At 71.9% G+C, this 22,014-nt stretch carries 21 protein-coding genes; 10 read left to right on the top strand and 11 right to left on the bottom strand.

Features of this window, described 5'->3' with window-relative positions:
• Window positions 1–174: 174 nt before the first annotated feature.
• Window positions 175–489, bottom strand: a complete 315-nt coding sequence (locus tag LDO26_RS08490) for a hypothetical protein (RefSeq protein WP_232130659.1) — start codon at window positions 487–489, stop codon at window positions 175–177.
• Between the two features lie 191 nt (window positions 490–680).
• Between LDO26_RS08490 and LDO26_RS08485 the strand changes: the two genes are divergently transcribed.
• The 3 genes from LDO26_RS08485 to LDO26_RS08475 all read left to right on the top strand — a co-directional run bounded on the left by LDO26_RS08485 (window position 681) and on the right by LDO26_RS08475 (window position 4,181).
• Window positions 681–1,961: an alkaline phosphatase family protein gene (locus tag LDO26_RS08485; protein ID WP_232130658.1), complete on the top strand. Its 1,281-nt coding sequence runs from the start codon at window positions 681–683 to the stop codon at window positions 1,959–1,961.
• Window positions 1,962–2,082: 121 nt separating this feature from the next.
• Complete coding sequence (locus LDO26_RS08480) at window positions 2,083–3,666, top strand: DNA-3-methyladenine glycosylase 2 (RefSeq protein WP_232130657.1); 1,584 nt, start codon at window positions 2,083–2,085, stop codon at window positions 3,664–3,666.
• Entirely contained in the window at window positions 3,663–4,181 is a 519-nt protein-coding gene (locus tag LDO26_RS08475) for a methylated-DNA--[protein]-cysteine S-methyltransferase (RefSeq protein ID WP_232130656.1), read from the top strand. The genes LDO26_RS08480 and LDO26_RS08475 overlap by 4 nt, the downstream gene beginning before the upstream one ends.
• A 199-nt stretch (window positions 4,182–4,380) precedes the next feature.
• Here the strand turns inward: LDO26_RS08475 and ubiM are convergent, their stop codons facing one another.
• The 5 genes from ubiM to LDO26_RS08450 form a co-directional block, all read right to left on the bottom strand.
• Entirely contained in the window at window positions 4,381–5,562 is a 1,182-nt protein-coding gene (ubiM, locus tag LDO26_RS08470; protein WP_232130655.1) for a 5-demethoxyubiquinol-8 5-hydroxylase UbiM, read from the bottom strand.
• Window positions 5,563–5,839: 277 nt separating this feature from the next.
• A complete protein-coding gene (locus LDO26_RS08465; protein WP_232130654.1) occupies window positions 5,840–6,604 on the bottom strand; it encodes a LytR/AlgR family response regulator transcription factor in 765 nt (254 codons plus the stop codon).
• Window positions 6,601–7,851, bottom strand: a complete 1,251-nt coding sequence (locus LDO26_RS08460; RefSeq protein WP_232130653.1) for a sensor histidine kinase — start codon at window positions 7,849–7,851, stop codon at window positions 6,601–6,603. Before LDO26_RS08460 ends, LDO26_RS08465 begins: the two co-directional genes overlap by 4 nt.
• Before the next feature lie 13 nt (window positions 7,852–7,864).
• On the bottom strand, window positions 7,865–9,517 hold the full coding sequence (locus LDO26_RS08455; protein WP_232130652.1) for a serine hydrolase: 1,653 nt from the start codon (window positions 9,515–9,517) through the stop codon (window positions 7,865–7,867).
• A 146-nt stretch (window positions 9,518–9,663) separates the two neighbouring features.
• Window positions 9,664–10,914, bottom strand: a complete 1,251-nt coding sequence (locus LDO26_RS08450) for a formimidoylglutamate deiminase (RefSeq protein ID WP_232130651.1) — start codon at window positions 10,912–10,914, stop codon at window positions 9,664–9,666.
• Between the two features lie 62 nt (window positions 10,915–10,976).
• Between LDO26_RS08450 and LDO26_RS08445 the strand changes: the two genes are divergently transcribed.
• From LDO26_RS08445 to LDO26_RS08435, 3 genes are read left to right on the top strand one after another with little or no spacing between them, the layout of a single operon-like run.
• Entirely contained in the window at window positions 10,977–11,219 is a 243-nt protein-coding gene (locus LDO26_RS08445) for a hypothetical protein (protein WP_232130650.1), read from the top strand.
• A complete protein-coding gene (gene hutI, locus LDO26_RS08440; RefSeq protein WP_232130649.1) occupies window positions 11,209–12,429 on the top strand; it encodes an imidazolonepropionase in 1,221 nt (406 codons plus the stop codon). The genes LDO26_RS08445 and hutI overlap by 11 nt, the downstream gene beginning before the upstream one ends.
• A 17-nt stretch (window positions 12,430–12,446) precedes the next feature.
• Window positions 12,447–13,670 carry a dipeptidase gene (locus LDO26_RS08435; protein ID WP_232130648.1) on the top strand — a complete coding sequence of 408 codons (1,224 nt, stop codon included), beginning with the start codon at window positions 12,447–12,449 and terminating at the stop codon, window positions 13,668–13,670.
• A gap of 28 nt (window positions 13,671–13,698) precedes the next feature.
• Here the strand turns inward: LDO26_RS08435 and LDO26_RS08430 are convergent, their stop codons facing one another.
• From LDO26_RS08430 to LDO26_RS08420, 3 genes are all read right to left on the bottom strand, one after another.
• Window positions 13,699–14,427, bottom strand: coding sequence for a hypothetical protein (locus tag LDO26_RS08430; protein ID WP_232130647.1), 729 nt, complete (start codon window positions 14,425–14,427; stop codon window positions 13,699–13,701).
• 165 nt (window positions 14,428–14,592) lie between these two features.
• The gene (locus LDO26_RS08425; RefSeq protein WP_232130646.1) at window positions 14,593–14,787 is read right to left on the bottom strand and encodes a 30S ribosomal protein THX; all 195 of its coding nucleotides are present in this window, start codon (window positions 14,785–14,787) and stop codon (window positions 14,593–14,595) included.
• A gap of 125 nt (window positions 14,788–14,912) precedes the next feature.
• On the bottom strand, window positions 14,913–15,308 hold the full coding sequence (locus LDO26_RS08420) for a MerC domain-containing protein (protein WP_232130645.1): 396 nt from the start codon (window positions 15,306–15,308) through the stop codon (window positions 14,913–14,915).
• 70 nt (window positions 15,309–15,378) lie between these two features.
• On the opposite strand from LDO26_RS08420, the gene LDO26_RS08415 reads away from it, so the two are divergent.
• The 4 genes from LDO26_RS08415 to LDO26_RS08400 all read left to right on the top strand — a co-directional run bounded on the left by LDO26_RS08415 (window position 15,379) and on the right by LDO26_RS08400 (window position 20,793).
• Complete coding sequence (locus LDO26_RS08415) at window positions 15,379–17,595, top strand: TonB-dependent receptor (protein ID WP_232130644.1); 2,217 nt, start codon at window positions 15,379–15,381, stop codon at window positions 17,593–17,595.
• A gap of 516 nt (window positions 17,596–18,111) precedes the next feature.
• Window positions 18,112–18,999, top strand: coding sequence for a YghX family hydrolase (yghX, locus tag LDO26_RS08410; protein ID WP_232130643.1), 888 nt, complete (start codon window positions 18,112–18,114; stop codon window positions 18,997–18,999).
• Between the two features lie 97 nt (window positions 19,000–19,096).
• The gene (locus LDO26_RS08405; RefSeq protein WP_232130642.1) at window positions 19,097–19,558 is read left to right on the top strand and encodes a MarR family winged helix-turn-helix transcriptional regulator; all 462 of its coding nucleotides are present in this window, start codon (window positions 19,097–19,099) and stop codon (window positions 19,556–19,558) included.
• The gene (locus tag LDO26_RS08400; protein WP_232130641.1) at window positions 19,555–20,793 is read left to right on the top strand and encodes an MFS transporter; all 1,239 of its coding nucleotides are present in this window, start codon (window positions 19,555–19,557) and stop codon (window positions 20,791–20,793) included. The genes LDO26_RS08405 and LDO26_RS08400 overlap by 4 nt, the downstream gene beginning before the upstream one ends.
• Before the next feature lie 45 nt (window positions 20,794–20,838).
• Here the strand turns inward: LDO26_RS08400 and LDO26_RS08395 are convergent, their stop codons facing one another.
• On the bottom strand, window positions 20,839–21,735 hold the full coding sequence (locus LDO26_RS08395) for a LysR family transcriptional regulator (protein WP_232130796.1): 897 nt from the start codon (window positions 21,733–21,735) through the stop codon (window positions 20,839–20,841).
• A gap of 38 nt (window positions 21,736–21,773) precedes the next feature.
• Window positions 21,774–22,014, bottom strand: a 241-nt coding sequence (locus LDO26_RS08390) for an integrase core domain-containing protein (protein WP_232130640.1), incomplete at its 5' end; no start/stop codon positions are given.

Below are 22,014 nucleotides of genomic sequence, written 5' to 3'. Positions count from 1 at the left end.
GGACGGCGACCGCTTCGGCGATGACCGCGCGGATGGAGACCACAGGCATCGGACTGCGCTTCCGGACGGCGCCCGCGCAGGCCGGAAAAAAGGACAGGGCGTGCCCGGTCGGACACGCCCTGCCGTGTTTCCGGGCGCAGCGCCGCAGCGCCGTTCCGGCATCACGCTGCCCGCTCAGAACACCGACGGGTCCAGCCGGCGCAGCGCGTCCTTGACGTCGGCGGAACCGGTGCGCTCGATGTCCTCGCGCGTGTAGACGCGGCCACCGCCGGTCACGCACTCCTGTTCCGCGCGCTTGCCGCGCGCGTTGCGCGCGGCCACCACGCGGGAGCCGGTGTCGCGGATGCAGAACCGGTCCGAGGGACTGGCGCGCTCGGAGCGGCCACGGACCGCCTGCTCTTCCTCTTCTTCCTGGGCCTGCGCGGCGGGCGCCACCGTCGCGAATGCGAGACCTGCGACAAGCGCGGCCAACCACCATTTGCTGCTCATCTGGGCACCTCCCGGATGCGATCACTGGATTGCCATCCACAATACGCCACCGACCGGAGGATGGCGTGGCGGGAAGCTGAATGTCCGCGGAAGTTCAGGCCCGGCCCGGCAACCCCCGTTCGCGACAGGCCGCGGCGTCCCGCCGACGACAAAGCGTCATCCGGCGCCGGTATCATGGCCGGATGCCTGGAATGTCCCGTCTGCGCGCGCTCGCGCTGCTCCCGCTGCTGTGGCTGGCCGCCTGCGCCAGCACCGCGCCCGCCCCCCGCGACACCTCCCCATCCGCCGACACGGCCGCACCTGCACATGCGTCCGCCGCCAGCCTGCTGCTGGTGTCGCTGGACGGCGTCAATCCCGCATTCGTCAGCGAAGACGACACCCCCAACCTGCATCGACTGATGCGCGAGGGCGTGCATGCCGAATGGATGCGCCCCTCGTACCCGACGCTGACGTTCCCCAACCACTACACGCTCGTGACCGGGCTGCGCCCGGACCGCCACGGCATCGTCCACAACGCGATGACCGACGCCACGCTCGGCGACTTCCGCCTCTCGGACCGCGACGCGGTCGGCAATGGCGACTGGTGGAACGACGGCGAGCCGATCTGGGTGACCGCCGAGAACGCCGGGCTGCGCACCGCGACCCTGGCCTGGCCCGGCAGCGAGGCGCCGGTGCGCGGCGTGCGGCCGACGCACTGGTTCCCGTTCGACGCTTCGCGCAGCCTCGCGTCGCGGGTCGACACCGTGCTCGGCTGGCTGTCCGAACCCGACGCGACCCGGCCGCGGCTGGCCACGCTGTACTTCGAGCAGCCCGATGCCGCGGGCCACGACTTCGGCCCGCATTCGCCCGAACTGCGGCAGGCGATGCGCGATGTCGACGCGGCGCTGGGACGCCTGCTCGACGGCCTGGACGCACGCGGGCTGGCGGACCGGATCGACATCGTGGTCGTCTCCGACCACGGCATGGCCGAAGTCGCCGCCGACCGGGTGATGACGGTCGAAGAGATGGTCTCGATGGCGGAAGCGCGCATCGTCTCGGCCGGCCAGGTCGTCGGCGTAGCGCCGAATCCGGGATTCGAGGCGGTGGTCGAGGCGCGCCTGCTCGGCGGGCACGACCGCTATACCTGCTGGCGGCGCGACGCGATTCCCGAACGCCTGCACTACGGCCGCCATCCGCGCGTGCCGCCGATCGTCTGCCAGATGCGCGAAGGCTGGGACGCGATCCCGGCCGAATACCTGGCGCGGCGTCCGGTGCGTACGCGCGGTTCGCACGGCTACGACCCGGACCTGCCGTCGATGCGCGCGATCTTCATCGCCCGCGGCCCCTCATTCCGGCGCGGCGTGACGCTGCCGGGCTTCGACAACGTCGACGTGTACCCGCTGCTGGCGCGGCTGCTCGGCGTGCCCGCGGCCGACAACGACGGCGACCCGGCAACGTTGCTGCCGGCGCTGCGCGGTGATGCGGCGCGCTGAGCCTGGGCCCCTGGCCCCAGTTGCTCTCCCGTAACGAGGGGCGCAAGCCCGCATCCCCCACCCGGACATTGATGTCCGAACATGGCCAGTCGGCGCCGGCGCCCGGTGCTAGCCTGCGTCCATGCCGTCGCCACCTGCCCTGCCCGATCCCGCCGTCTGCGAACAGGCACGCCTGAGCCGCGACCCGCGCTTCGACGGGCTGTTCTTCACCGCGGTGCTGACGACCGGCATCTACTGCCGGCCGGTGTGCCCGGCGCCGCCGCCGAAACCGTCGAACGTCGTGTACTACCCCAACGCGGCCGCCGCGGAGACCGCGGGTTTCCGGCCATGCCTGCGCTGCCGGCCGGAACTGTCGCCGGCCGACGGCAGCTGGCATCGCGGCGACGACCTGGTGGCGCGCGCATTGAAGCTGATCGACCAGGGCGCGTTGAACGAAGCGCCGCTGGCGGCGCTGGCCGAACGCGTGCATCTGGGCGAGCGCCAGCTGCGCCGCCTGTTCGTCGAACGCCTCGGCGCCGCGCCGGTGGCCGTGCACGGCACGCGACGCCTGCTGTTCGCCAAGCAGCTGCTGAGCGAGACCGCGCTGCCGGTCACTGAGGTCGCGATGGCGGCCGGGTTCAACAGCCTGCGGCGCTTCAACGCGGTATTCCAGCAGGCCTACGGCATGCCGCCGCGCATGCTGCGCCAACGGCCGCGGGCGGCGGCCGGCGACAGCCTGACGCTGCGGCTGGCCTATCGTCCGCCCTACGATTTCGCGGCCATGCTGGATTTCCTGCGCGGCCGCGCACTGCCGGGCGTGGAGGTCGTCGACACGCACGGCTACCGGCGCGTCATCGGCGATGCGCGATCGCCCGGCTGGCTGCACGTCAGCGCCTGGCCGGCCAGCCGCGGCGAGCCCGCGCCGCATGCGCTGCGGCTGGAACTGCACGGCTGCCCGCCGACGCGGATGCAGGACACCGTGCAGCGCGTGCGGCGGATGTTCGACCTCGACGCCGACCCCGGCGCGATCGCCGCGCACCTGGCCCGGGACGCGCGGCTCGCACCGCTGCTGCGCCGGCGCCCCGGCCTGCGCCTGCCCAGCGGCTGGGACGGTTTCGAGATCGCGGTGCGCGCGGTCATCGGCCAGCAGGTCAGCGTCGCCGCGGCGCGCACGCTGACCGCGCGCCTGTCGCAGCGCTTCGGCACACCGTTGCCGGACACGTTCGCGGCGCTGGGCCTGACCCACCTGTTCCCAAGCCCGGAAGCGCTGGCCGACGGCGACTTCGACGGCCTCGGCCTGGTCGGCGCGCGCATCCGGACGATCCACGGCATCGCCCGCGCGCTGCTCGAAGGGCGCGTGGACTTCCGCAGCGAACGGACGCTGGACGCATTCGTGGCCGACTGGATCGCGCTGCCCGGCGTCGGCCCCTGGACCGCGCAATACATCGCGCTGCGCGCGCTCGGCCACCCGGACGCGTTCCCGGCCGAAGACCTGGTGCTGCAGAAGGCCCTGCCGGCCAGGCCCGCCCCCGCGACGGCGGGGGCCACCCGGCTGACGGCCCGGGCCCTGCGCGCGCATGCCGAGGCCTGGCGCCCCTGGCGCGGCTATGCCGTGCTGCACCTGTGGCGCGAGGCCGCACTGGCATCGCCGGGACCTGCCGCCGGCCGCACAACGCAACCGCGCGCCGCCGCCACGGCGCGTCCACGACGGAGCACCAAGCCATGAGCCGACATTCCCTTCCGCCGGTGCGCACCCGCACCATCGACAGTCCGGTCGGGCCGTTGTTCCTGGCCGCGTCCGGCGCGGGCCTGCACGCGGTCGAGTTCGAGGTCCATCGCCATCCCGTCGCGCGCGGCGACGACTGGTGCGAAGGCGACCACGCGGTCCTGGACGCGGCCGAGCGCCAGCTCGGCGAGTATTTCGCCGGCAGCAGACGCCGTTTCGAATTGCCGCTGGCCGCGGCCGGCACGCCCTTCCAGCGGCAGGTCTGGGACGCGCTGACCCGCATTCCGTATGGCGCGACCGCGAGCTATGCCGCGCTGGCGGCGATGATCGGCCGGCCGACCGCGGTGCGCGCGGTGGGTGCCGCCAACGGCCGCAACCCACTGTCGATCGTCGTGCCCTGCCATCGCGTCATCGGCGCGGACGGCACGCTGACCGGCTTCGGTGGCGGATTGCCGACCAAGGAATTCCTGCTGGCGCTGGAAGGGGCGCTGCCGCGGCAGCTGGCGATGGCGTGAGCGGTCCCCGGATGCCGGGACGTGCGCCCCGTCGCCGTGCAGCAGCGGCCCCTGGCCGCGATGCGTCTACCGGGACGCCCTGAAAAACCGTCTGGAACGGTTTTTCGACATCGCGTCAGCGATGGCCGGCGGGAGGCCGCCGGATGGCCGGCCACAAAAGCGTTCGCGGCCAGGGGCCGCTCATACCGCAGGTCGCAGGCTACTTCGCCGCCCCGCCCTGGGTCAGGTGCGCGGCGATCGCGCGCCGGAACGGCGCCAGCCGGTTGGCGATGCGCAGCGTCGCGGTGCGCAGCAGGCGCGCCGAGGGGCGGTCGTCGGTATAGAGGCTGGCGACGAGTCCGGTCGCGGCGAACAGCGGCCAGGCGGCGCTGCGATGGGCGCGGTCGTAGCGGCGCAGCATGCGCTCGCCGGCGATGTCCCGGCCGGCCGCCGCGGCCTCGCGGATCTCCGCGGCCAGCCGCGCCTGGCCCTGCAGGCCGAGGTTGAAGCCGTGCGCGGTGACCGGGTGCATGCCGACCGCGGCATCGCCGATCAGCGCGGCGCGCCCGGCGACGAAGCGGTCGGCGAACACGCCGACCAGCGGATAGACGTGGCGCGTGCCGATCGTCGTCATGGTGCCGAGACGATCCCGGAAACGGCGCTGCATGTCGGCGGCGAAGGCCGCATCGTCCAGCGCCTCGACCTCGCGCATCTGCTGCGGCGGCAGGGTCAGCACGACCGAAGCGCGGTGGCCGTTGAGCGGCAGCAGCGCCAGCGTCTGGCCGTAGTCGAACCATTCCCAGGCGACGTGGGCGTGGGGCTTCTCGTGCGCGACCCGGCACACCAGCATGCGCTTGCCGAAATCGCGCGAACGCGCGCCGATGCCGAGCATGCGCCGCACCTCGGAAAACCGGCTGTCGGCGGCGACCAGCAGGCGCGCGCCGAGGGTGCGGCCATCCTGCAGCATGACGTCGACGCCACCGCTGCGATGCACGATGCCGGATACGCCGACGCCGCACAGCAGCTCGACGTCGTCGAGCCCGTCGACCGTGTCGAACGCGGCCTGCCGGATCAGGTGGTTGGGCACCAGCCAGCCGAGCTGGTCGCGGCGTCCGTCGCCGGCGGTGATGGTCAGCCCGTCGGTCGCGTCGCCGTCGATGATGCGGGCGTCGCGCAGGTCGGAGATCTGCTCCGGGTCGATCCGCGCCCACAGCCCGAGGTCGTCGAGGATGCGCCGCGAGGCGTGGGTCAGCGCGATCTCGCGGCCGTCGAACGCGGGCGCGGCGATCGACGCATGCGGCTGGCGTTCGAGCACGGCCACGCGCAGGCCGCTGCCGGCCAGCGACCGCGCGAAGCACAACCCCGCCGGGCCCGCGCCGACGATCGCGATGTCCACCTGCATGTGTCCGGTTTCCTGTGGTTCGGACGCGTAGGGTACCGGCCCTGCCGTCAACGGCACTGATCGCGATCAACCCGACGCCCGATGACGCCAGTCCGGCATGCGCGGGCCTGACCGGCCCGAACCCGCGGTTGCATGGGTCCGCCCCTCTCCCGCATGCGGGCAAGCGTCGGGGTGAGGGGCATGCGCGCCGCATCCGCGCTCGGGCACGTTCCACCCGTTAAGGGGCGCAATGCCCGCATGCGGAGGAAGGGAATCGAAGGATCGTGCTGGCCGGTGCTCACATGCCGCGGAAGCGGTGCACGAAGGCCGCGCTGACCGGCAGCGACTCGGGCCGGCCGCGCAGTTGCAGGCGGTGCTTGCCCAGTTCGTCGCGGCGCACGCGGTCGATCGACGACACCCGGACCACGATGCCGCGGTGCACCTGCCAGAACGTCCCGGGATCGAGTCCGGCCAGCAGTTCCTTGACCGGCGTGCGGATCACCGCCTCGCCGTCGGCGGTGACCACGCGCACGTACTTGTCCTGGGCCTGGAAATACAGCACCTCGTCGATGCCGATCATGCGCACGTGATCGCCGACGCTGGCGCTGATCCAGCGGATCTGGCGTTCGCCCTGCGGCCGCAGCCGCGCCTCCAGGTCGTCGACCAGCGCCCGCAGGTCTTGCGGCGGCTGGCGCAGGCGCGCCTGCAGGCGCTCGACGGCCACGGCCAGCCGCGCCGGCGCGATCGGCTTGAGCAGGTAGTCGACGGCGCCGGCCTCGAACGCGCGGATCGCGTATTCGTCGTAGGCGGTGGTGAACACGACCAGGCCGCCCGTGGCGACCACCGCACGCGCGACGTCGAGGCCGCCGACACCGGGCATGCGGATGTCGAGGAAGGCGACCTGCGGCCGATGCTCGGCGGCGGCCTGCAACGCGGCGATGCCGTCCTCGCACGCGGCCACCACCTCGAGATCGGGCCATCGGTCCTCGAGCATCTCCAGCAGCGCCATCAGCTGCGGCGCCTCGTCCTCCGCCACCAGTGCGCTGATGCGCGCAGCGCTCATGCCGCGGACTCCAGCGGCGTGCGGATCTCGGCCTGCGCGCCGCCGTCGCGGTTGCCGGTCAGGCGCAGGCCGGCGCGCGGGCCGAAGCGCGCCGCCAGTTGCTCGCGCACGTTGGCCAGCCCGACCCCGCCGCCGACGCCGGGCTGCAGGCCCACGCCGTCGTCGACCACTGCGACGCACAGCTGGCCGTGCTCGCGCCAGGCGCGGATCGCGACGTTGCCGGTGCCGGGCTTGGGCTCGATGCCGTGCTTGATCGCATTCTCGACCAGCGTGATCAGCAGCAGCGGCGGATAGTCGAGCGCGCGCAGCGCCGGCTCGGCATCGATGCGGTAGTGCAACCGGTCGCCGGTGCGCAGCCGCATCAGCTCGAGATAGCGCGCGCACAGGTCGAGCTGCTGGCCGAGCGTGGAACGGATCGCCGCCTCGCCGCTGCCCGGCCGCGCATCGCGCAGCCGCGGGATGGTCGCCCGCAGGTAGTCGACCAGCGCGTCGAGCGTGGCCTCGGCCCGCGCCGGATCCTGGCGCACCAGCGCGCGCACCGAGGCCAGGGTGTTGAACAGGAAATGCGGCTCCACCTGGGCCTGCAGCGCGCCCAGGCGCAGGTCCGCCTCGCGCTTCTGGGCCTGCAGCGCGGCCAGTTCCGTACGGTGCCGGCTGGCCTCGAGCCTGCGCTGTTCGCCGAAGTAGGCGCGCAGCGCCATTCCGCCGCCGAGCAGGCCGTAGATGAAGGCCAGCGTCATCAGCTTGACCGTGACCATCAGCGCCTGCGCCACCGGCCCGGTGGGCCGCGCCGCCTCCAGCGCCTCGACATCGATGCCGGCGCCCAGCTCGCCGCGCAACAGCGTATTGATGTGGCTGCTGGCCCAGCTGTCACCCAGGTACGCCGCGACGATGCCGGCGATCCATGCCACGACCACCCACAACCGCTCGCGGCGCAGGCGCAGGTGGCGCACGAGTGTCGCGAACGCCGGTCCTGCCGTGGTCATGACCAGGAAACCGGCGAAGGTATAACCGCCGCCCAGCACCGCACCGCGCAGGCTGCCGCCGCCGACCAGCATGCCGAGCGAGGACAGCACCGCGAACGCCAGGATCATCCCCCCGAACAGCAGCGTGCGGCCGCCGAGCCAGGTGGCGCTGAACACCGGATAGCGGCGGTAGCGGTTCCAGACCGAATTGCCGCCGATGGCGACATCGTCGGGCAGCGGCTGCCGCAGCGATCCGTCGCCGGTGCGTGGAGGGACACTCATCGCGGCGCGCCCGTCATTCGCGCGTCCCGCTCAGGACCCGGCCGCCCTGGTGCAGGTCCAGCGACACCACCTCGCCATCGGCGCCGCGCTGGAAACGGATCTCGATGCCGTAGGCCGGCGCCTCGAACGTGTCCTTGCCCGCGGCATCGAGCGGGAACGCGCCCTGCCCGGTCGCCTGCGCGCGCAGCCTGCCGCCCGCGGCATCGACCTTCAATGCGAAGCCGGGCAGCAGCGGGTAGTTGCCGGCGTAGTCGGCGAGATCGACGGTGCCCGCACCCGCGTCCGCGTTCGCGCCGGCAGGCGCACCGGCATCGATGCGCGTGGCCGGGATCGCGCCACCGCCCTGGTGCCAGACGAAGACGTAGCTGCCATCCGCGCGTCGGCGCGGGGTCAGCAGCGCATCGAACGCCAGCGGGAAGAAATCGCCCGCGTCGTCGTAGCCCAGTTCGAAGACCGGCTGGTTCTCGGGATGGATCGTCAGCGCCTCGCCTTCGCGCGCCAGTTCGACCTGCATGCCGGTGTCCAGGCGCCAGTGCCCGACCAGGCCATCGAGCAGTTCCGCCGGCGGCTGCGCCACGCGTCGCGGCTTGCCGAGCGGCAGGCGGTCGTCGAGCAGGTGGTTGCCGAGGTCGCCCAGCCCGCCCAGCGAGGTCACGGACGTGTCCGACAGCACCACCACGCCGCGCCGCCGCTGCGGGTCGAAACCGACATACGACGAGAATCCGCCGGTGCCGCCCTCGTGCACGAACACGGTGCGCCCGTCCAGCGGCGCCATGATCCAGTTCATGCCCATCGACGGCTGCTCCGACACCCGCTGCTGGGTCGCCTGCAGGGCCGCCAGCACCGGCGCGTCGGTCTGCCCGAGCGAGGCCTGCACGTAGCGCACCACGTCGTCGAGCGTCGCGCGCACGCCACCGACGCCCGCCAGGTTGCCGGCGATCGTCCAGGCGGGTGTCTCCGTGCCGCCCGGCAGGTGTCCGGCGGCCGCGCGCACGCCGTCGGGCCGGCGGGCGATGTAGGCGCCGTCCATGCCCAGCGGCGTGAACAGCGTGGTGTCGATCAGGGTCTCGAAATCGCTGCCGGCGCGTCGCACCACCGCATAGGACAGCAGCATCGAGGCGAAGTTGGAGTATTCGTATTGCGCGCCTGGCGCGCGCGCCAGGCTGACATCGCCGAGCGAGGCCAGCAGCGCATCCTCGGTCAGGTTGGCATAGGGATCGGCCGGGTCGGTGGTACCCATCCGCGACGGCAGCGCCGGCAGGCCCGAGGTATGGGTGACGACATGCCGCAGCAGGATCGGCTGACCCTCGTACGAGGGCACGGCCGTGCCCTCCGGCAGGTAGTCGGCCAGGGGATCGTCGAGCGAGGCCTTGCCCTGCGCGATCAGGTCGGCCAGCAGCGCCGCGGTCATCGTCTTGGCGACCGAACCGATCTCGAACGCGGCATCGGGCCCGATGCGGGACGCGTCCCCGGGGTCGGCGCAGCGGTAGCTGCGCGCGACCGCGTCGCCGTCGATGACCGCGACCGCGAGACAGGCGCCGGTGCGGTCGCCGGCAAGGCGCCGGTCGACGGTGCGGTCCAGCCCCGCGTCGGTGGTCGCGGCGGCAACGGCGCCGCTGGCGGAGAAGGCGATGGCGAGCGCGGCGCTCAGGATGTTCGGCAGCATGGCGACATTCCTCATGGACGGGATGGTGCCATGGTGGCCACCGGTGCCACGGTTTGCCGGCCCTTGCGACGAAATGCCCCGGCACGCGGATGGAACGCCGGAAACGGCGACGGACCGCGTGGCACGGGTCCCTGGCCTGCGTCGCCTCAATCCGCCAGCAGCGTCCGCATCGCGGCGGCGTACCCTGCCGCCGCGGCGTCGTGCGCCATGTGCGCGCCACCGCGCATCACCTGCCGCCCGGCGACCTGCACCTCGCGCACCAGCGGCCGGTTGCCGGCGAAGATCCAGCGGTCGACCACGTCGTCGGCGGTCGCACCCGCCAGCAGCGGCGCGTCTGCGTCCAGCACGACACTGTCGTTCGCGGCATCGGCGAAACCGGTCGACGCCGCGGCGCTGGCCAGCACGTCGGCCAGCAGGGTCTCGCCGACGCTCGGCGAGTCCCCGCGCACGGCGATGTTGCGATGGCGGGTGACCAGCCGCTGGCCGTATTCGAGCCAGCGCAGTTCCTCGACCGGCGACACCGAGATGTGCGAATCCGAGCCGATCCCCCAACGGCCGCCGGCATCGAGCCAGGTGCGCAGCGGGAACAGGCCGTCGCCGAGGTTGGCCTCGGTGGTCGGGCACAGCGCGACCGTCGCGCCGCTGCCCGCGACGGCCGCGATCTCGGCGTCGTCGAGATGCGTCGCGTGGACCAGCGTCCAGCGCGCATCCACGGTCGCGTTGTCCAGCAGCCACGCGACCGGGCGGGCGCCGCGCACCGCGATGCAGTCCTCGACCTCGGCCACCTGCTCGGCGATGTGCACGTGCACGCGCGCATCGGCCGGCAGGCCGGCGAGCACCGCGCGCATCGCCTCCGGCGGCACCGCACGCAGGCTGTGCAGCGCGCAGCCGACCCGCAGGCCCGCGTCCTGGCGCGCATGCAGGTCATGGAACAGCCGCAGATAGCCGTCGACATCGTGGCCGAAGCGACGCTGCCGCTCGCCCAGCGCGCGACCGTCGAACCCCCCGGTCATGTACAGCACCGGCAGCAGCGTCAGGCGGATGCCGGTCTCGCGTGCGGCGGCGACCAGCGCGTCGGACATCGCCGCCGCATCGGCGTACGGCCGGCCGTCGGGCGCATGGTGCAGGTAGTGGAACTCGCAGACCGTGGTGTAGCCGGCCTCGAGCATCTCGACATACAGCTGGCACGCGACCGCGTGCAGCGTCTCCGGATCGAAACGTTCGGCCATCCGGTACATGGTCTCGCGCCAGGTCCAGAACGAATCCGCGGGATCGGTCTGGCGCTCGGCCAGCCCCGCCATCGCGCGCTGGAACGCATGCGAATGCAGGTTGGCGATGCCGGGCAGGCGCCAGCCGGCCGGTGTGCGGTGGACGGAAGCGGCGATGGTGTCGTGCATGCTGTGGACGGCCGGACGGAGTGCGCTAGGCTAGCCTGTCTTTCGCGTCTGGACACACCCGGATGGATGCAACCACGCTGGCCCTGCTCGGCGCGCTGATCGCGGTGATCGGCGGGCTTGTCGCCGTGTTCGCCGCCCTGTTCGCGCGCAGGTCCACCGATCACCGCGACGAAAGGGCCGGCAACAGCGTGCCCGTCGGCGAACGCGCCGACGACGCGTCCCGCGCGTCGTCGCACGGCGATGCCGGCGGCGATGTCGGCGGCAGCGGCGGCGGTTTCGGCGGCGGAGGTGGCGGTGGCGAATGAGCGCTGGGACGGGCTGGTCGTCGGCCCGGCGCTGGTCACGCTGGCCGGCGACGCCGGCTACGGACTGGTCGAGGACGGTGCGCTGGGTTGGCGGGACGGCCTGCTGACCTTCGCCGGCGCGCGCCGCGACCTGCCCGGCCCGGCCGACGCGCTGGCGGCGCAGGTCATCGAGGCGACCGGCTGCATCACCCCGGGCCTGGTCGACTGCCATACCCACGCGGTGTTCGCCGGCAACCGCGCCGGCGAGTTCGAGCAGCGCCTGCAGGGCGCCAGCTACGAGGAGATCGCGCGCAGCGGCGGCGGCATCGTCTCCACCGTGCGCGCGACCCGTGCCGCCGACGAGGACGCGCTGCTCGCGGAGTCGCTGCCGCGCGCCCGCGCCCTGGTCGCCGACGGCGCGACCACGCTGGAGATCAAGTCCGGCTACGGCCTGGACTTCGACAACGAACGCAAGATGCTGCGGGTCGCACGCCGGACCGGCGACGTGCTCGGCATCACCGTGCGCACGACCTTCCTCGGCGCGCATGCGCTGCCGCCCGAGTACGCGAACCGCGGCGACGACTACATCGCCGCCGTCTGCGACTGGCTGCCAAGGCTGCATGCCGAAGGCCTGGTCGATGCGGTCGACGCCTTCGCCGAACGCATCGCCTTCAGCGCCGCGCAGACCCGGCGCGTGTTCGAGGTCGCGCGCGCACTCGGGCTGCCGGTCAAGCTGCATGCGGACCAGCTCAGCGACGGCGGCGGCGCTGCGCTGGCGGCGGAATTCGGCGGCCTGTCGGCGGACCATGTCGAGCACACCTCGGCGGCCGGCGTCGCCGCGATGGCGCAGGCGGGCACGGTCGCGGTGCTGCTGCCCGGCGCCTTCCACGTGCTGCGGGAAACCCGGCTGCCGCCGCTGGCGGAGTTCCGCGCGCAGGGCGTGCCGATGGCGGTCGCGACCGACTGCAATCCCGGCACCTCGCCGCTGCTGTCGCTGCGCCAGGCGATGCAGCTGGCCTGCACCCATTTCCGGCTCACCCCCGAGGAGGCGCTGCGCGGCGCGACGGTGCACGGCGCGCGCGCCCTCGGGCTGTCCGACCGCGGCCGGCTGATTCCCGGCATGCGTGCCGATTTCGCCTGCTGGCAGGTCGCGCAGCCGGCCGAACTGACCTACTGGCTCGGCGGCCCGCTGCTGGCGCTGTCGTTCGCCGGCGGCCGCCGTCTCCTCTGACCGAACCGGAGCTCCCGATGCATTTCCATCCCCTCGCCACCGCCATCCTCGCGTTTTCCGTCGTCGGCGCCGCCCATGCCGAGGCGCCCGGGGCCGACGCCGCCGCGCGTGCCCTCGCCCGCGACGCATTGATCGTCGACACCCACATCGACGCCCCCGGCATGCTGCTCGACACCTGGGCGGACCTGGGCGAGGCCGCGCCCGACCGCGAGTTCGACTATCCGCGCGCCCGCGCAGGCGGCCTCGACGTCGCCTTCATGTCGATCTACACCTCGGCCGGCCAGGACGCGGCCGGCACCGCGCGCGAGATCGCGCATCGGCAGATCGACGCCGTCGAGGCGCTGACCGCGCGGCATCCGGACCGATTCGCGATCCTGCGTTCGCCGCGCGATGTCGAATCGCTGCGCGTCGCCGCCGACGGCACGCCGCGCGTCCTGCTGCCGCTGGGCATGGAGAACGCCGGGCCGATCGAGGAGGACCTGTCGCTGCTGCGGCTGTTCTTCGATCGCGGCGTCCGCTACATCACGCTCGCGCACAGCGCCGCGAACCGCGTCGCCGACTCGTCGTACGCGGCCGAACGGCGCTGGAACGGCCTGAGCCCGTTCGGCCGCGAGGTGATCGCCGAGATGAACCGCCTGGGCATCATGGTCGACGTCTCGCACGTATCCGACGCGGCGGCCGAACAGGCGATCGCGCTGAGCACGGTCCCGGTGATCGCCAGCCACTCGGCGTTCCGGCACTTCACCCCCGACTTCGAGCGCAACATCAGCGACGAGATCGCGCTGGCGATCGCCGAGAAGGGCGGCGTGGTGCAGGTCCCGTTCGGCACCGCGTTCGTCGATCCGCGCGCGGCGGCCAACACCCAGGCCTACTTTCGCGCGATCGGCGAGTTCGACGCGCGCAACGCCGAGCGCAAGGCCGCCGGCCAGCCGCTGGAGGACCGCGCCGCGTTCAATGCCGCGTGGGACGCCGCGCACCCGAAGCTGGAGACGCCGCTGGAATCGGTGCTGGTGCAGATCGACCACGGCGTGCAGCTGCTGGGCATCGACCACGTCGGCATCGGCTCGGACTTCGACGGCGTCGGCGGCGAGCTGGCGACCGGCCTGCGCGACGTCTCCGACTTCCCGAACCTCATCGCCGGCCTGCAGGCGCGGGGCTACAGCGACACCGACATCCGCAAGATCCTCGGCGGCAACCTGCTGCGGGTGTGGGCCGAGATCGAGGCCGGCGCGGCGCGCTGAGCGCGGGACGCCGCGGGACTGCGCCGGGCTACTGCTGTCCGGCCACGTCGTCCGGAGTCAGGCTGCGTACGACCTCGCCGTCGGCATCGAGGAAATCCAGCGAGGCGGTACCATCCCGCGCCACGCTCATGCGCATGCGTGGCTGGCCCTCCCCGTCGCTGAGCTGCAGCACGGCGTTGCCGGACATCGAACGGCCGACGAACAGGCGCCCGGCACCGTAGTGGCCGGCCTCGCTGCGTTCGCGCAGCAATGCGTCGCGTTCGGCCGCCGGCATCGCCTCGAGCCGTGCCTGCTCGGTGAAGTGCTCGACGATCGAACGGTCCGGACGGTCGGAGACCTGCATGCCCGCGACCTGCCGCCCGTCCTCGTCGAGCCCGATGATCTGCACGATCTGGTCCTGCTCGTAGCGGTCGAAGGTCAGGCTGCCGCCGGAGGAGACCTTGCCGTCGGCATCGCGCGAGCCGGCGAAGATCAGCCCGCCCACTTCGCTGCCCTCGTCGTTGTAGAACAGCATGCCGGCCTGCGGACGCGGGTGGGGATACTCGGTTCCCTTGATGATCGCACCCGGGAACTTCGCCGAACTCGACAGCACGTAGCGCAGCGTGCCGTCGGGCTCGCGCAGGTTGAGCCGCTGCACGTCGATCTCCTCGAACGCGGTCTTCGACGACCCGGCCGCGCCGGTCAGCAGCGCGATCGCCACCGCGGCAGTGAGCACGCCCGAATAGGCCAGCAGGCAACGATTGATCGCGTTCGACATCCCGGCGCACCTTCGAATGGAGTTGGCGCGATGCTGGCACAGCCGCGCGACGCCGCATCCGGCCGTTCGTCACGCCCGGCCGTGACGGCCCGCGCATTCCGCCCATCCATGAACGCGAAAGCCCCGCGCGGGGCGGGGCTTTGCGGTCGGCGCGGCGTTGCGGGCCTACTCGGCCTTCGGCGCGACCTTCTTGGCCACGGCCTTCTTCGCCGGTGCCTTGGCGACGGTCTTGGCCGCGGCCTTCTTCACGACCGGCGCGGTCGCGGTACCGGCGGCCTTGGCGAGGCCCTTCGAACGGGAATTGCCGTAGCTCGCGTTGTAGCGCTTGCCCTTGAGGGTCTTGCGGTCGCCCTTGCCCATTGTGTGCTCCTGATGTCCTGCGAGTTGGATGCGATAGACGCGAAAGTGCGCCGCGGGGGGCGCACCAGACCGCACATTTTAGCATGCGCGATGCCGAGCAACGGCGCGGGCCGGTGCGGACCGGATCAGGGTGTGGCGCTGGCGTGGGTCAGGCGCAGGTTCCACAGGTGCGCGCCGGCCAGCAGCAGGCCGCCGAGGGTCATCACCGCGGCATGGGTGATGGAATGGTCGTGCAGCGGCGTGAACGCACCGGCCCAGACCAGCGCCAGGCCCGGCAGCAGCAGTGCCCAGGCCCGGAATGCGCGGTGCCGGCGATAGCCCAGGGTCAGCGTGGTCGCGCCCAGCAGCGTGGCGAACACCACGAAGGCCTGGTCGACATCGATCCAGCCGCCGAGGCTGAGGCCGAATGCCGGCAGCAACGCCAGCAGTACCGGAAACAGCGCGCAGTGCACCGCGCACAGCAGCGATGCGGCGAATCCGAAGCGGTCGGCGTGGCGCAGCGGGGAATGGGATGCGGACATGTCTTTTGGGGGATGCGAACTGTTGCGTAACATTATAACATTCCTGCTCCGACCACCAGTGTACCTTCGAATGACCACCTCCCGCGCCGCCTCCCCCGTCCCCCACCGCCTCGCCATCGCCCTGGGCCTGCTGCTCGCCGCCGGCGCCACGCACGCCCAACAGACCAGTGCGCATCCTGCCACCACGACCCTCGACCGCGTCCAGGTGACCGCGACCCCGCTGGGCGGCGAGGCCGAGAGCCTCGCGCACCCGATCGAACTGCTGCATGGCGACGCCCTCGACGACCGCAAGGCCGGCAACCTCGGCGACACCGTATCGTCGCTGCCCGGCGTCCAGAGCGGATTCTTCGGCACCGGCGTCGGCCGGCCGATCATCCGCGGCCAGGAAGGCCCGCGCGTGCAGGTGCTGTCCGGCGGCATCGGCAGCATGGACGCCTCGACCGTCAGCGCCGACCACGCGATCAGCATCGAGCCCTTCCTCGCCGACCAGATCGAGGTGCTCAAGGGACCGGCGAACCTGCTGTTCGGCAGCGGCGCGATCGGCGGCGCGGTCAACGTGGTCGACGGGCGCATCGCCAGCGACGTGCCCGACCGCCCGATCAGCGGCCGCGCCGAACTGCGCGCGGGCAGCGGCAATGGCGAGCGCAGCGGCATGTTCCGCCTCGACGGCGTCAACGGCGACAACCTGGTGCTGCATGTCGACGGCCTGATCCGCAATACCGGCGATTTCGACATCCCGGGTTTCGCCCAGGTCGAGCATGACGAACATGATGATCATGATCACGACCATGACCACGACCATGAGGAAGAGTCCGAGAACCCCTACGGCACGCTGCCCAACAGCTGGATCCGCACCCGTGCCGGCGCGGTCGGCGCGACGTACTTCGGCGAACGCGGCCACCTGGGCGTCGCCGTCAGCACCTACCGCACCAATTACGGCCTGCCCGATGGCGCGCACGTCCATGCGGAGGAAGACGACGGCCACGACGATCATGACCACGACCATGACGACCACGACCACGAAGAGGAAGACCACGACCACGGCTCGGTGCGCATCGACATGGTGCAGAACCGCATCGACCTCAAGGGCGGCATCTACAACCCGCTGCCGTTCCTCGGCGCGCTGAACCTGCGCGCGGCCCACAACGACTACGAGCACGTCGAACTGGAAGGCGGCGTGGCCGCGACCCGCTTCACCAACAAGGGCACCGAGGCGCGCCTGGAAGCGGTGCAGAATCCGGTCAACGGCTGGAATGGCGCGTTCGGCCTGCAGTTCGGCCACGTCGATTTCGGCGCCGTCGGCGAGGAAGCGTTCGTGCCGCCGAGCGTGACCGATACCCTGGGCCTGTTCGTGGTGCAGGAGAAGGAATTCGGGCCGTTCAAGCTGGAGCTCGGCGGCCGCCACGAGCGCGTGGAGATCGACCCGGTCGGCAGCGAGTCGCGCAAGTTCGACGCCAGCAGCTTGTCTGGCGCGGCGATCTGGCACCTGTCGGACGTGTTCGACCTGCGTTTCGGCGCCGACATCTCCGAGCGCGCGCCGACCAACGAGGAACTCTTCGCCGCCGGCCCCCACGTCGCGACGCGTTCGATCGAGATCGGCGACGCGAACCTGGACACCGAACGCGGCCAGCGCCTGGAACTCGGCCTGCATGCGCATACCGATCGCATCGAGCTGAAGGCCGCGGTCTACCAGACCAGGTTCAAGCGCTTCACCTACCTGGCCGACACCGGCGTCGTCGAGGACGACTATCCGGTGCGGCTGTGGACGCAGGCCGACGCGACCTTCCGCGGCGCGGAGGCGGAGGCGAAGTTCCATCTGGTGGAATCGGATGCGGGCGATTTCGACCTGCGTCTGTTCGGCGACGTCGTGCGCGCGGAACTCGACGGCAGCGGCACGCGACAGGTGGAATTCGAGGTGCCGCATGGCGACCATGGCCACCACTACCTCGCCGACATCCCGCTGGGCGGCAACCTGCCGCGCATCGCGCCCGCACGCTACGGCGCGGACGTCAACTGGGCGCTGGGCGGCGTGCGCGCGCACGTCGGCGCGGTGCGCTACCTCAAGCAGGATCGCGTGGCCGAGCTGGAGGAACCGAGCCCGGGCTACACCCTGGTCAACGCGGGCGTCGCCTGGCGCCTCGGCGAGCCCGACGGCACCCAGTGGGAGCTGTTCCTCGACGGTCGCAACCTGACCAACCAGGAGGCCCGCCCGCACACCTCGCTGCTGCGCGACTACGCGCCGCTGCCGGGCCGGACCGTCGCCGGCGGGATCCGCGTGTTCTTCTGATCAGGCTTGTCCTTCCAGCCAGACGTGGTTTTTCCGGTAAGTATCCCCCGGCAAAGCCGGGGGCTTTAGACAGCGAACCTCTCGAAGGGGACAATCCAACCGGGTGCCACTGAAGGCGGCAAGCCCTGTCCCTTCTCCCGCACGCGGGAGAAGGTGCCCCGAAGGGGCGGATGAGGGCGCAGCATGGTTGCCAAACCCTGATCGGTGCGCCCGTATCACGCCCTCACCCCAACCCCGCGCTTCGCGCTCCCGGCCCGCGCACCGGCGTTCATCGGCACGCGAGCCAATGGCTCGCAAGCGCGTCTCTTTGCCCCGCACGCGGGAGAGGGCTCAAGGCCAACTGCCGGACGCGATTCCGGCGCCTGCGCGATGCGGGCCGGCGATCCCGCGCCCGGCCGGCCCGCATCCGTTTGTCCTATGCTTGTCCCGGATCGGGACCGCGCCGCCGTGCGCCGCGACAGCGGCAATCGCCGGGCACCCCAACGACACGCCGGACGACCAGAGGAGCGACGACAGATGGCACGCCTGACAGCGAAGGATTTCCAGCCGGAACTGCTCGAACTCTACGATCACTACGTGCACGGGAAGATCAGCCGGCGCGACTTCCTCGACCGCGCCGCCCGGTTCGCCGTCGGCGGCCTGACCGCCGCCACGCTCCTCGCCTCGCTGTCGCCCGACTACGCGCTGGCCCACCAGGTCGACTTCGCCGATCCCGACATCGTGCCCACCTACATCCGCTATCCGTCGCCGAACGGCCACGGCGAGGTACGCGGCTACCTCGTGCGTCCCGCCCGCGCGGACGGGCCGGTCCCCGGTGTGGTCGTGGTCCACGAGAACCGCGGGCTCAATCCCTACATCGAGGACGTGGCCCGGCGCGTGGCCAAGGCGGGTTTCCTCGCGCTCGCGCCCGACGGTCTGAGTTCGGTCGGCGGCTATCCCGGCAACGACGACCAGGGTCGCGAACTGCAGCAGCAGGTCGACCCCGAGAAGCTGATGAACGATTTCTTCGCGGCGATCGAATTCCTCGCCCGGCACGAGGGAACGACCGGAAAGATCGGCATCACCGGCTTCTGCTACGGCGGCGGGGTCTGCCATGCGGCCGCCGTGGCCTATCCGGAACTGGCCGCCGCCGTTCCGTTCTACGGGCGCCAGGCGCGGCCGGAGGACGTCCCGCGCATCCAGGCCCCGCTGCTGATCCACTTCGCCGAGAACGATCCGCGCGTCAACGAAACCTGGCCGGCCTACGAGGCGGCGCTGCAGGCGGCCGGCAAGACCTACGAAGCCCACGTCTACCCGGGCACCCACCACGGCTTCCACAACGACTCGACGCCGCGCTACGACGAGGCCGCGGCCACGCTCGCCTGGAACCGGACCATCGACTGGTTCCGGCGCTACCTGGCGTAGCCGTCCGGGCACCGTTCGCGCCACGCGGCCGGTTCTTCATGCGCCGGCTAAATAGGTGTATATACATCAATCCAGCTCCCACCCTCCCGGAGTCCGCATGCCCAGTAGTTCCGCAACCGCTGGCGATGCCAGGCCGCACGCCCCGGTCTTCCCCTGCAGCTGCCACCGGCTGCGCAAGCTGACCCGGCTGATGACCCAGCGCTACGACCACGCCCTGGCGCCGGCCGGCATCAACGTCAACCAGTACGCGATCCTGCGTCGCGCCGGGCAGCAGCCGCGCCCGGTCGGCGAACTCGCCGCGGCCCTGGGCATGGACCGCAGCACCCTCAGCCGCGACCTCAAGCACCTGACCGCCGCCGGCTGGGCGCGCCTGGCGCCGTCGAAAACCGATGCCCGCCAGCGGCTGGTCGAACTCACCCCGTCGGGAAGGCGGGTCCTGGGCGTGGCGGAACCGCTGTGGCGCGACGCCCAGCTCCGGATCGAGCGCCAGCTCGGCCTCGACGGGGTCGCGCACCTGCACGCGGCGCTGGACCACGCGACGCGGACGCTGACGGCATGAGCCCGGCCTCCGCCCCGCAGCCGTCGCGCTACTGGCCGCTGGTCCTGGCGGCGACCGCGATGATGATGATCACCATGGGCATCCGCCAGTCGCTGGGGCTGTTCGTGCAGCCGATCGCGCTCGACACCGGCATCGGCATCGCCGCGATCAGCTTCGCGCTGGCGGTCGGGCAGTTCGTCTGGGGCGCGGTGCAGCCGGTGTTCGGGGCGATCGCCGACCAGCGCGGCAGCGGCCGCGTGCTCGTCGCCGGCGGCCTGCTGCTGTTCGCCGGCATGGCGCTGGCGCCGCTGTTCGCGTCCGGATGGGGCCTGCTGCTGACGCTGGGCCTGGTCAGCGCCGCGGGCGCCGGTGCCGGCAGCTTCTCGATCCTGATCGGCAGCACCGCGCGCGCGATCCCGGCGGAGAAGCGCTCGATGGCATCGGGCGTCATCAACGCGGGCGGTTCGTTCGGCCAGTTCCTGTATGCGCCGTTCGCCTCGGCGATGATCGGTGCGTTCGGCTGGATGGCCGCGGCCTGGGCGATGGCCGCCACCGCGCTGGCGACGCTGCCGCTGGCCTGGCCGCTGCGGCGCCGCCGCGCGACGACGCAGCCGGTCGATGGCGCGCAGCCGATCGCCGCACTGGACGACGGCATCGGCCTGCGCACGCAACTCGCCGTGGCGCTGCGCGACCGCAGCTACTGGCTGCTGCACCTGGGCTTCTTCACCTGCGGCTTCCACATCGCGTTCCTGGTCACCCACCTGCCGACCGAGATCGCGCTGTGCGGCCTGTCGCCGGGCGTGTCGGCCACCGCACTGGCGCTGATCGGCCTGTTCAACATCCTCGGCAGCATCGGCGCCGGCTGGCTGGGCCAGCGCTTCCGCATGAAGTGGCTGCTGACGGCGATCTACGCCAGCCGTGCGCTGATGATCCTGGCCTACGTGCTGTCGCCGCCGACCCCGACCACGTTCTTCCTGTTCGCCGTGGGCCTGGGCATGAGCTGGCTGGCCACGGTGCCGCCGACCGCGGGCCTGGTCGGCAAGCTGTTCGGGCCGCGCTACCTGGCGACGCTGTTCGGCCTGACCCTGCTCTCGCACCAGACCGGCGCGTTCTTCGGCGCCTGGCTCGGCGGCCTGGCGATCGAGCATCTCGGCTCGTACCTGTGGATGTGGTACGCCGACATGGCACTGGCGCTGCTGGCCGCGGCGGCCAACCTGCCGATCCGCGAGGCGCGGCTGCGGCCGGCGATGGCGTAGCGACGCCGGTCCCCGCGCCGGGCGTCGGCGCCGCGGGCCGGCGCCTCAGCGCACGACCGGCAGCAGCCGTTCGTCGACGAAATCGATGAACGCGCGCAGCTTCGGCAGCACGTGCCGCCCCGACGGCCAGAGCAGGTAGAAGCTGCCGGCCGCATCGACATGCGCGTCCAGCAGCGACACCAGCCGCCCGTCCTGCAACGCCGCGCGGACCGAGTGGTCGGGCACGTAGGCGATGCCGCGGCCGCGGATGGCGAAGCACACCCGCGTCTCGATGTTGTTGCAGACCATCGATTCGGGAATCCGCAGATCCGCCGGGGCATCGCGCAGCGGCCAGGGTTCGAGGCGGCCGCTGCTGGGAAAGCGGTACTGGAGGCAGGCATGGCCGGCGAGATCGGCCGGCGTGCGTGGAGTGCCCCGCGTCCACAGGTAGTCCGGCGAAGCGACCAGCCGGCGCTGGAAGCGGCCGATGTAGCGCGCCACCAGCCGCGAATCGGCCGGTTCGCCGACGCGCAGCACCGCGTCGAACCCTTCCTCGATCACGTCGACCACCCGGTCGGTGAAATCGAGATCCAGCAATACATCGGGATACGCCTGCATGAAATCGGCCAGCACCGGCAGCACCAGGTCGCTGACCAGCGGCAGGCTGACCCGCAGCCGACCCTGCACGCTGCCGGCCTGCGCGCTCAGCTCCGCCCGGGCCGCCTCGGCCTCGGCCAGGATGCGCCGGCTGCGCAGCAGGAACATGCGCCCCGCGTCGGTCAGGGTCACGCTGCGGGTGCTGCGATGGAACAGGCGCACGCCCAGGCTGCGTTCCAGCCGCACGACGCTCTTGCCGACCGCGGCGGCGGAGATGCCCAGCACGCGGCCTGCCTCGACGAAGCTGCGCTGCTCGGCCGCCTGCACGAAGGTCTCGAGACTGCCCAGGCTGTCCAGGAGATGCACCCGCATTGCGGACATGCGCGTCCACGGTGAGCGGAACTCTAGCTGTGTAAACCCAGCACGTTGTTCAGCGTAATGCGTGAGATGGGTGGCTTGTAGCCGAGGCTGGCGTGAGGCCGATGCCAGTTGTAGTGATGCAGCCAGCCGTGGAAGGCGTTGGCGCGTTGTTCGGAGCTGGTATAGGAGCGCGCATAGGCCCATTCGCGCAGGCTGGTCTGGACCAGTCGCTCGGCCTTGCCATTGGTGCGCGGGGTGTAGGGTCGCGTGCGCAGATGACGCATG

The sequence above is a fragment of the Proluteimonas luteida genome (genome assembly GCF_021191695.1).
GTDB classification, from domain to species: Bacteria; Pseudomonadota; Gammaproteobacteria; order Xanthomonadales; family Xanthomonadaceae; genus Luteimonas; species Luteimonas luteida.
The sequence above is the reverse complement of the archived record's forward strand: the minus strand, read 5'-3'. Positions and strand labels throughout refer to the sequence as shown.

Bases quoted from the DNA above. Each gene is read 5' to 3' on its own strand.
- LDO26_RS08460 (WP_232130653.1), bottom strand. From the start codon at position 7,851: ATGAGTGTCCCTCCACGCACCGGCGACGGATCGCTGCGGCAGCCGCTG.
- LDO26_RS08400 (WP_232130641.1), top strand. From the start codon at position 19,555: ATGAGCCCGGCCTCCGCCCCGCAGCCGTCGCGCTACTGGCCGCTGGTC.
- LDO26_RS08430 (WP_232130647.1), bottom strand. From the start codon at position 14,427: ATGTCGAACGCGATCAATCGTTGCCTGCTGGCCTATTCGGGCGTGCTC.
- LDO26_RS08405 (WP_232130642.1), top strand. From the start codon at position 19,097: ATGCCCAGTAGTTCCGCAACCGCTGGCGATGCCAGGCCGCACGCCCCG.
- LDO26_RS08475 (WP_232130656.1), top strand. From the start codon at position 3,663: ATGAGCCGACATTCCCTTCCGCCGGTGCGCACCCGCACCATCGACAGT.
- LDO26_RS08455 (WP_232130652.1), bottom strand. From the start codon at position 9,517: ATGCTGCCGAACATCCTGAGCGCCGCGCTCGCCATCGCCTTCTCCGCC.
- LDO26_RS08435 (WP_232130648.1), top strand. From the start codon at position 12,447: ATGCATTTCCATCCCCTCGCCACCGCCATCCTCGCGTTTTCCGTCGTC.
- LDO26_RS08445 (WP_232130650.1), top strand. From the start codon at position 10,977: ATGGATGCAACCACGCTGGCCCTGCTCGGCGCGCTGATCGCGGTGATC.
- LDO26_RS08420 (WP_232130645.1), bottom strand. From the start codon at position 15,308: ATGTCCGCATCCCATTCCCCGCTGCGCCACGCCGACCGCTTCGGATTC.
- LDO26_RS08480 (WP_232130657.1), top strand. From the start codon at position 2,083: ATGCCGTCGCCACCTGCCCTGCCCGATCCCGCCGTCTGCGAACAGGCA.
- LDO26_RS08415 (WP_232130644.1), top strand. From the start codon at position 15,379: ATGACCACCTCCCGCGCCGCCTCCCCCGTCCCCCACCGCCTCGCCATC.
- LDO26_RS08425 (WP_232130646.1), bottom strand. From the start codon at position 14,787: ATGGGCAAGGGCGACCGCAAGACCCTCAAGGGCAAGCGCTACAACGCG.
- LDO26_RS08490 (WP_232130659.1), bottom strand. From the start codon at position 489: ATGAGCAGCAAATGGTGGTTGGCCGCGCTTGTCGCAGGTCTCGCATTC.
- LDO26_RS08450 (WP_232130651.1), bottom strand. From the start codon at position 10,914: ATGCACGACACCATCGCCGCTTCCGTCCACCGCACACCGGCCGGCTGG.
- LDO26_RS08485 (WP_232130658.1), top strand. From the start codon at position 681: ATGTCCCGTCTGCGCGCGCTCGCGCTGCTCCCGCTGCTGTGGCTGGCC.
- ubiM (WP_232130655.1), bottom strand. From the start codon at position 5,562: ATGCAGGTGGACATCGCGATCGTCGGCGCGGGCCCGGCGGGGTTGTGC.
- yghX (WP_232130643.1), top strand. From the start codon at position 18,112: ATGGCACGCCTGACAGCGAAGGATTTCCAGCCGGAACTGCTCGAACTC.
- LDO26_RS08465 (WP_232130654.1), bottom strand. From the start codon at position 6,604: ATGAGCGCTGCGCGCATCAGCGCACTGGTGGCGGAGGACGAGGCGCCG.